This is a genomic window from uncultured Mobiluncus sp., from assembly GCF_947254095.1.
GTDB lineage: Bacteria > Actinomycetota > Actinomycetes > Actinomycetales > Actinomycetaceae > Mobiluncus.
The window spans coordinates 1-7,937 of record NZ_CAMYBV010000032.1 but is presented as its reverse complement, the minus strand read 5'-3'; the positions used below and the strand labels follow the sequence as shown (position 1 = coordinate 7,937).

Here is a 7,937-nt window from a genome sequence, read left to right as displayed (position 1 = left end):
TTACGCAGCCCCCCGTCCTCAGCCCGCAGCTTTACGCCCATCAGGTCGATGCCGAACTAAAGCCCGTGACCCGCGAACTCACTATGGATCCGCTGGATTCCGCGGACTACAACGCGCTGTCGGTCGTGGTGAACACTCATTCTTTCCCGGTGGCGGATCGGCCGCGCACGTCTTGGCGACGCACCGTCATTTACGAAGCGCACGTCAAAGGTTTGACCCGCCAATTGCCCGGAATTCCCCCGGAACTGCAGGGCACCTATGCCGGCTTGGCGAACCCGGTCACCATTGATTACCTGAAAAACCTGGGTGTGACCGCCATTGAGCTGCTGCCGATTCATGCCAAGATGCCCGAACCGTTTCTGGCGGAACGCAACCTGAGCAACTATTGGGGCTACTCGACTTTGAGCTATTTCGCCCCCGAACCGACCTACGCAACCGAAGCCGCCCAGCGTCGCGGCCCGCAGGCCGTCTTGGACGAGGTCCGCGGCATGGTTTCGCTGCTGCACCAAGCCGGTATCGAGGTCCTGTTGGACGTGGTTTATAACCACACCGCCGAGGGCGGCACCCTGGGGCCGTCCCTCAGCTTGCGTGGCTTGGATCCGCAATGCTACTACCTCTGGAACCACGGCTATCCCAACCAGATGGTGGACTTTACCGGGTGTGGCAACACGGTCGATTTCACGTCTACCGAGGCGGTGGCGCTGTTGCTGGATTCGCTGCGGTACTGGGCCGGAGAAGTCGGGGTGGACGGTTTCCGTTTCGACTTGGGGGTGACTTTGGGACGCAACCGGGAACAGTTTGCCATTCGTCATCCCTCTTTCGTGGGCATGGCGACCGACCCGGTTCTGGCTGGTTGCAAGCTCATCGCCGAGCCGTGGGACATGGGTCCAAACGGGTGGCAAACCGGGAACTTCCCCTCACCTTTTGCGGACTGGAATGACCGCTACCGCGACGGCATCAGGGGTTTTTGGCTCACCGACGCGGCGGCCCTGTCCCACGGGCGTCACGCGCACGGCCCGCACGAGCTTGCTACCCGCGTCTCCGGGTCGGCTGACCTGTACGGTTCCAACATCGCTGAATATAACCGCGGTCCGGGAGCGTCCATCAACTTTGTGGCCGCCCACGACGGCTTCACCCTGGCCGACCTGGTGACTTTTGACCACAAACACAATGAAGCCAACTTAGAGGGCAATCGGGACGGGACGAACAACAATAATTCGTGGAACCACGGCCACGAGGGCCACGTGTTGAGCGGTAAAGAACTTGGGGACGAAGACCTCCCCAGCATTACCGCGAAAAACGGTCCTGACCCGCAGTCCGGTGAGGGTTTCTCTCCCCGGTTTAGCCGCATGGATCCCACGACACCTTTTCACGGCGACCCGCTGAATCAAGCCCAGATGGTCGAAGTCGCCACGAACCGGCTGAAAACCTTGCGAAACTTGTGGGGAACCCTGGCGATTAGTTCCGGCACCCCCATGATTTTGGCCGGCGACGAGTTCGGGAACTCACAGAACGGCAACAATAACGCCTATTGTCAGGACGGGCCGATTTCCTGGTTGGATTGGCGTTGGCAACCTTGGCAAAAGGGGCTGTTTGAAACTGCCCGCTACCTGTTGCGTCTGCGCGCCGAGCACCCGGTTATGCGTCCCGATGCGTTTGCCTCCGGAATGCCGCAAGCCGGCGATAAACTTCAGGATCTCTCGTGGTACAACCGCGAGGGCGAACATTTGACCCCTGGTGCCTGGCACGATCCGGGTAACCGCGTGCTCCAGATGCTGCGTTCCGGGGCGCCTTGGGACGACGTGGATTTGCTGGTCATGATTAACGGGACCAAAGACGAAGTCCAGATTAATCCCCCGCGGGCGCGTTCCCGCGTGTTTCGGCTGGTGTGGGATTCCACCTGGCCCGATCCGAGTGCCCGCGAAGGCGGCGCGGCGGAAAAGTTGCAGCTGTTGACCGGTTTGAACTCCGCTGTTCCCTCTGCCCGACATCAAGAGACGAACGACCCGGTCGCGCTGTTTGCTGAGGAAGTCGGGGTCACTCCCGGTTCCGGGATTCGTTTGGCCGAAGTCATTTCTGAGCTGCCCGTGACGGTGCGCGGCATGAGGTCCAAGATGGCGCCGTTCTCGATGCGGATTTTCTTTGCCGAAGTGCCGGACAACCCCTCTGGGGACGAAAAAATCGATTTGCTTAACACCTTGCGCAAAGTCCAAAAGCACTAGGGCGTTGCGTCGGGGTGCGCCGGGGTGTGGCGCGTAAGGTCGGTGTGACCTGCGGTGTAGTGGTGACGTACGGCCTTGTGCGGCGAACGGCCGCAAACGCACCCCTCAGGGTCAACGCACAAGTGAGGTCGGGTCGCTGGTGACGTGACCGACCCTCGTGACGTGACCGGCGAGCCGCCGGACGCGCTCGTGACCCGCCCTGGTGAATGCGCCTACTCGTCTAACAAATAGTCGCGGCGCCCCAACCGCTGCGGATTAGCTTTCGCGGGCGAGGACGGATAGGGCTTGTTTTCCCCCGCCGCCCCGGAACGCCCTTTGAACTCCCCGGCCCGGAAAGAATCTTCCCCGACCTCATAAGCCCATTCCAGCAGCATATCCGTCGTCTCACCGACCAGCTCATCGCGGGTTTCCGGGCTCACCGACGCGCCTTGATTATCCAAGTTGATAATCCACAGGGCGCGCTCCACCATCCGGTCGGCCACGGCCTGGGCATGGTCGCGGCGCCGAATCAAGTCCTCTGGCTTCTTGTCGTCCGGTTCCATCACACCCCGTAGTTCATTCCCATAGCGGTCTTCATTTCACGCAGCACATCGCTGGCTTCATCGCGGACTTTTTCGTTGCCGCGCGCCAACACGCTCCACAGGTAGCCTTCGTCACGCATCAGTTCGGCGCGACGCTGGCGCAGCGGGCGCAAGTGTTCGTTCAGCGCCTCGGTCACCAGGGCTTTCAGCGCCCCGCCGCCGCCCGCTCCGATTTCCGCGGCGATGTCCTCGGGCGCCCGCCCGGTACACAGCGAAGCAATGAGCAGCAGGTTCGACACTTCGGGACGGTGGACGGGGTCATAAGTGATTTGCCGGTCGGAATCGGTCACGGCCTTTTTCAGGATTTTTGCGGTGTCGTCCTCGCTGGCGCGCAGCTCCACCGTGTTGTGCCGCGACTTGCTCATCTTTTGGCCGTCAGTGCCGAGAATCATTGCGCCCTGCCCCAGCAGGCCCTGCGCCATCGGCAACACGCCGCGCCCGGTCTTTTTGCCGGTCTGGGGGTCGCGCTGCGGGTAACGTTTGTTGAACCGCTTGGCCACCACGCGGGTTTGCTCCAGGTGCGGCAGCTGATCCTGGCCCACCGGCACCAGGTTCGCCTTGGCGCACAGGATGTCCGCGGCCTGATGCACCGGATAAGTCAGCAGCAGCCCGGACATGGGACGCGCGGCGGCTTCCAGCTCGGCTTTTACCGTAGGATTGCGGTGCAGCTCCGCCTCGGTCACCAGGGACAGGAAAATGACCAGCATTTCGTGAATGGCCGGAATCTGAGAATGGCAAAAAATCGTGGATTTTTCGGGGTCAATCCCCGCCGCTAGGTAATCTGCCACCAGGTTCAACACGTATTCGCGCACGTTGCCGAGGTTGTCTCGGTCGGTAATGACCTGGTAGTCCGCGATGAGCACGGTCGTGTCAATGCCCAGGTTCTGCAGGTCCACCCGCGTTTTCAAGGTGCCGAAATAGTGCCCGATGTGCAGGAATCCGGTGGGCCGGTCCCCCGTCAGAATGCGGTACTTTCCTACGTTTCCCGCCGCGATGTCGGCCTCAATCGCTTTCGAGGTTTCCTGAGCAGCTTTCAAGGTAGCGCGGATTTCCGTCTCGCTGGCCGCCGGGTTTTCGTCTTTCGTCGTTTCTTCACTCACCGTTTAAGTCTAACCCACTAACCTCGAAGGGCATTTTCGAAAATGCTGGCATGATATAGTTAATGGTGTCTGTAAGAATCACCACTTTTGAGACGTATTAGGGGCGTAAGGACTTCACCATCCCCTGCGAGATGCAGAAGTAATCAATAGGATGAGTTTGGAATTCATCCACCCAACAAGTTAGGAAACACGAATATGAAGAAGTCTGTTTTGACTTTCGGGGCGGCCGCGGCTGCCCTGGCTATGACCGTGCCGATGACCGCCGTGGCGGCGACGGAAGCTGACCGTTACGCCGGTGCGGATCGCTACAATACCGCCATCTCGGTGGCTAGCGCTTTTGGCACCTCCGACGTGGTTTATCTCTCCCGCGGCGACTCCCAAGCCGACGCGGTCGCCGGTGGCAAACTGCCAAACGGTCCCCTTTTGCTGGTCAATGATTCGCCCACCGTGCAAAAGAACGTTGCCGAAGCCATCACGAAGTTAAAGGCCACCAAAGTTGTGGTGCTGGGCGGCACCGGCTCGGTCAGCGATGCCGCGGTAAAGGCAGTCGCCGGGAAAGCCACCGTAACCCGGATTGCGGGCGCGAACCGTTTCGAGACGGCAGCGGAGATTTCTAAGAATTTGTTCCCCGAGGGCAAGACCAGCGCCAAGGTTTACTTGGCTAACGGCATTACCTTGGTCGATGCCCTGGTTGGCGGCACCATGACCGATGGCGCCCCGATTCTGTTGACCAGCGGCTCCGGCACTTTGCCTGCCGCAACCCTGAATGAAATCAAGCGGTTGAAGCCCTCCGAGGTTGTTGCTCTGGGTGGCGAAGGCGCTGTTCTGCCCGCGGAATTGAGCGCGGCGGCGACTGCCAACGGTGCTGGCGGCGGCATGAGCAAAGCCGATGCAGAGAACAAAGTCAAGGCGGACTTGGCTAAAGCTGAGCGCGAAGCCGAACTTGTGCTAAAGGGCTGGTACACCCTGGCTGATGGCAAGACGGCCGACGACTTCGTGAAGTCTGGCTGCACAATTGCCACTGACGAAACCGCAAAGAAAGCTGCCAAAGAGCTAATCGCCACAACGTTCCCCCGTTTGAAAATCGACGAAGTAAAGGCCGACTGCGCCGATGCCGTTTTCAAAGTAGATGGGCAAGCTGCAGCAGGTAAACTGGCTGACGCGAAAGCAAAGGCTCAAGACAAGCAGAAAGACGGAGCGAACCTAGTCGCTACTTTCAAGGGGCTGGAAAAAGTAGATGATGAGGTGCAAACCAAATCGACTGACAAAACGGAAAAGGCAGAATCCACAGCAGCACTGGCTGTAGCGCGGGCTGATTTGGCGAAAGCCCAAGCTGCCAAGGCTACCGGTCCCACTACTGACGCTGTTCAGGCCTACATGGGTGGAGCGGGCGCCAAGGCTTCCCGTATTGCCGGAGCGAATCGATACCTGACCGCCCTGGAAATTGCCAAGACGCAGTACCCGAACGGCGCTAACGCCAAGGCCCTTTACGTTGCTAACGGCATGGCTTCGGCAGATGCCACCGTCGCTGGTTTCCTCGACAACAAGGCCGAGTTGGCTGGCCCGGTTCTGCTGGCGCAGAAAGACTCCGCACCTGCGGAGGTGACCGATTACGCCAAGGCGGCTCGCGCTGCGAATGCTGCTCTGGCAGGTAAATTCAAGGGTCTGGGCGGTGTAGGCGTAGTCTCTGATTCCCTGGTTGACCAGTTCAAGGGCTTGCTGAAGTAAGTTCTCTGGATAAGTTGGGGGGCGGCTGCGGCCGCCCCCCCCCTTTCATTTATCCTCACCCATTTCGCGCCCGGTCCCACTCCCAAAGCACCACGCACCCCACGGAGACGCGCCCCGGGCTTGTGACCCCCGCAAAACACCCGTCCCGCGACACACCCGCGGGTACCTCGGGAATAAAACCTGGGGTATCCCCGCATTACCACCTCGGACCTCGACAGTTTCCAGAGCGTTTAAAATTCGCGTATAAATCGGGATAACTGGCCTGTATAAACACCAACCCCGATTTAATCCCCAACTAGCCACACCCCACGCACACAAACCCGCAAAACCACCACCCGGGCTTGTGACCGGGCTCGTGAGACACGAAAAACCGGCGTCACCGTAGGGGCGACGCCGGGAAGCTTGTGAAAAACCGCTTAGCGGGTTTCCTTATGCGACGTGGACTTCTTGCAGCGCGGGCAGTACTTGTTCAGCTCCAAGCGATCCGGAGTGTTGCGCCGGTTTTTCTTCGTGATGTAGTTGCGCTCCTTGCATTCAGAGCACGCCAACGTAATCTTCGGGCGAATGTCTTTCGATTTTGCAGCCACTTTTTTCTTCTTTCCTTGCTTTCTTGCCCCGACCCCGCGAATCCCCGAGGGACACCCCAAGTCAGGTTTCGTAGCGGGGGAGGGATTCGAACCCTCGACCTCACGATTATGAGTCGTGCGCTCTCACCAACTGAGCTACCCCGCCTCGCTGCTCAGCGGCGCGAACCGTCAAGCGTGAAGCGAGCCCCGGCAGAGAATCGAACTCTGGACCTTCTCCTTACCATGGAGACGCTCTGCCGACTGAGCTACCGGGGCAACGAAAGTTTAGTTTACAGGATTCTGCCGCTCGTGACAAACTGAACTCAGCAAGCGGCTCGGGCCGGATTTCGGTGGGGTTGTCGGCTAAACCCGTCACGAGTTCGTTGGGTTCGGGCGCACAAGTGAGTTGCGGGGGTTGCGGCGTTTTTGCGGCGGTTTCGGGTGGGTTGTGCTGCGACTATTTTTCTGAGCTGCGCTGCGGCTGTCGTGGTTGCTGCCTCGTTTCAGGGCTGTTTGGGAACACTAGGCTCGGTGAGCGGACAAAAAAGTTAGAATATTCCTCATGAAGCAAGAACCCGACGACGCGACGCCTCCGGATTCCTCACACTCGCCGAGCCCGGCGCCAACGCCCGCGCCGGACGCGCCGGCGACCCCGGCTGCTGCAACCGGCGCGACCTCCCTTGTGAACCCAACGAACCCGAATCCCCAGACCCTAACAGAACCAGGGGCATCAGACGCTATCGAGAATCAGGCTAACTCGGGAACCTCGGCTGAGTCGGACTCCCCCCGGACACCCATTGAACAGCCGCCCCCCGCAGAGCCGAACCCAACCTCCCTTGTGAACCCGGAGGAACCGGAAAACCCAGCCGATGCGGACACCCCGGACGCTCGCACAACCCGGCCCGGCGTCCCCACCCTCGTGCTGTTGATTGTGCTGGCGGTCATTGCGATGGCGGCGAGCGCGGAACTGGTGCTGTCCGAAATCCAGGCGCTGAAGCAGCCCACGGCGCATCTCGGATGCGATTTGAATCCGCTGATTGGCTGCTCCGCTTCGCTGACGACCTGGCAGGCTCACCTGCTGGTTGGCATACCGAATGCACTGGTCGGAGTCGGTTTGTTCGCCGGTTTGGCGGGCGTGTTCCTGGCTTGGTTCGGCGGGAGGGTGCCACGCTGGCTGGTGGTGCTGATTGAGGCGGGACTGACCGCAGCGCTGGCGTTGATTGTATTTTTCCTGCACCAATCCATTTTCGAGTTCACGAAATTGTGCCCGTTCTGTTTTATCGTCTGGATGTGCACAATCGTCCTGTGGGTGCAGCTCGGAGCGGCGCTGATGCGGCTCGGCTGGCTGTTTCCCGACACCGGGTTCGCCCGCATTTGGGTGGCGCAACGCTGGGTTATTACCGCGATTATCTTGCTTTTGATAGTCTTGGTGGTAGCAGTGACGCTATCAGACAAACTTGTTTACTTATTCTGACCGAAAGGCGAAGCGGTGCGGAGAGAACTGACCGACGAAGAGGAACAATTTTTAGAGACCATCCGCACGATGCTCTTGGCTCGCCCGCGCGCCGCGGCTGAGGCTAGCCGGGAAAATATGCACCGTTTGGCGCGCTTTGCCCAGGCTTTCCTGGCGGCGCCGATGTCGCTCAATAGCCTGGTGGGACCCGTTTGTCGGACCGGTAATGTTTGCGACTGGCTGGGGGTGTCTCGCCAAGCGATTATGAAAGCGGTGCGGGACGGGCG

General features: G+C 60.0%; 6 protein-coding genes, 2 tRNA genes and 1 pseudogene. 4 read left to right on the top strand and 5 right to left on the bottom strand.

Features of this window, described 5'->3' with window-relative positions; genetic code table 11:
• A partial coding sequence (locus tag Q0X47_RS08160) for a glycogen-debranching protein (protein WP_297724871.1) occupies positions 1–2,222 on the top strand: 2,222 nt, incomplete at its 5' end.
• Positions 2,223–2,434: 212 nt separating this feature from the next.
• Here Q0X47_RS08160 and Q0X47_RS08155 read toward each other — a convergent pair.
• The gene (locus Q0X47_RS08155) at positions 2,435–2,764 is read right to left on the bottom strand and encodes an isocitrate dehydrogenase (protein WP_297724875.1); all 330 of its coding nucleotides are present in this window, start codon (positions 2,762–2,764) and stop codon (positions 2,435–2,437) included.
• Positions 2,764–3,903, bottom strand: a complete 1,140-nt coding sequence (trpS, locus tag Q0X47_RS08150; protein ID WP_297724867.1) for a tryptophan--tRNA ligase — start codon at positions 3,901–3,903, stop codon at positions 2,764–2,766. Before trpS ends, Q0X47_RS08155 begins: the two co-directional genes overlap by 1 nt.
• A 195-nt stretch (positions 3,904–4,098) precedes the next feature.
• Here trpS and Q0X47_RS08145 point away from each other — a divergent pair, with 195 nt between their 5' ends.
• Complete coding sequence (locus Q0X47_RS08145) at positions 4,099–5,631, top strand: cell wall-binding repeat-containing protein (protein ID WP_297724864.1); 1,533 nt, start codon at positions 4,099–4,101, stop codon at positions 5,629–5,631.
• 416 nt (positions 5,632–6,047) lie between these two features.
• Here the strand turns inward: Q0X47_RS08145 and rpmG are convergent, their stop codons facing one another.
• The 3 genes from rpmG to Q0X47_RS08130 form a co-directional block, all read right to left on the bottom strand.
• Positions 6,048–6,218, bottom strand: coding sequence for a 50S ribosomal protein L33 (rpmG, locus tag Q0X47_RS08140; RefSeq protein ID WP_295028487.1), 171 nt, complete (start codon positions 6,216–6,218; stop codon positions 6,048–6,050).
• A 71-nt stretch (positions 6,219–6,289) separates the two neighbouring features.
• Positions 6,290–6,363, bottom strand: a tRNA-Met gene (locus tag Q0X47_RS08135).
• Between the two features lie 37 nt (positions 6,364–6,400).
• A tRNA-Thr gene (locus tag Q0X47_RS08130) sits at positions 6,401–6,473 on the bottom strand.
• Between the two features lie 286 nt (positions 6,474–6,759).
• Between Q0X47_RS08130 and Q0X47_RS08125 the strand changes: the two genes are divergently transcribed.
• Both Q0X47_RS08125 and Q0X47_RS08120 read left to right on the top strand, forming a co-directional pair.
• On the top strand, positions 6,760–7,671 hold the full coding sequence (locus tag Q0X47_RS08125; protein ID WP_297724861.1) for a vitamin K epoxide reductase family protein: 912 nt from the start codon (positions 6,760–6,762) through the stop codon (positions 7,669–7,671).
• A gap of 15 nt (positions 7,672–7,686) precedes the next feature.
• Positions 7,687–7,937, top strand: a pseudogene (locus tag Q0X47_RS08120) (hypothetical protein); the annotation flags it as partial.

Bases quoted from the DNA above. Each gene is read 5' to 3' on its own strand.
- Q0X47_RS08155 (WP_297724875.1), bottom strand. From the start codon at position 2,764: ATGGAACCGGACGACAAGAAGCCAGAGGACTTGATTCGGCGCCGCGAC.
- Q0X47_RS08145 (WP_297724864.1), top strand. From the start codon at position 4,099: ATGAAGAAGTCTGTTTTGACTTTCGGGGCGGCCGCGGCTGCCCTGGCT.
- Q0X47_RS08125 (WP_297724861.1), top strand. From the start codon at position 6,760: ATGAAGCAAGAACCCGACGACGCGACGCCTCCGGATTCCTCACACTCG.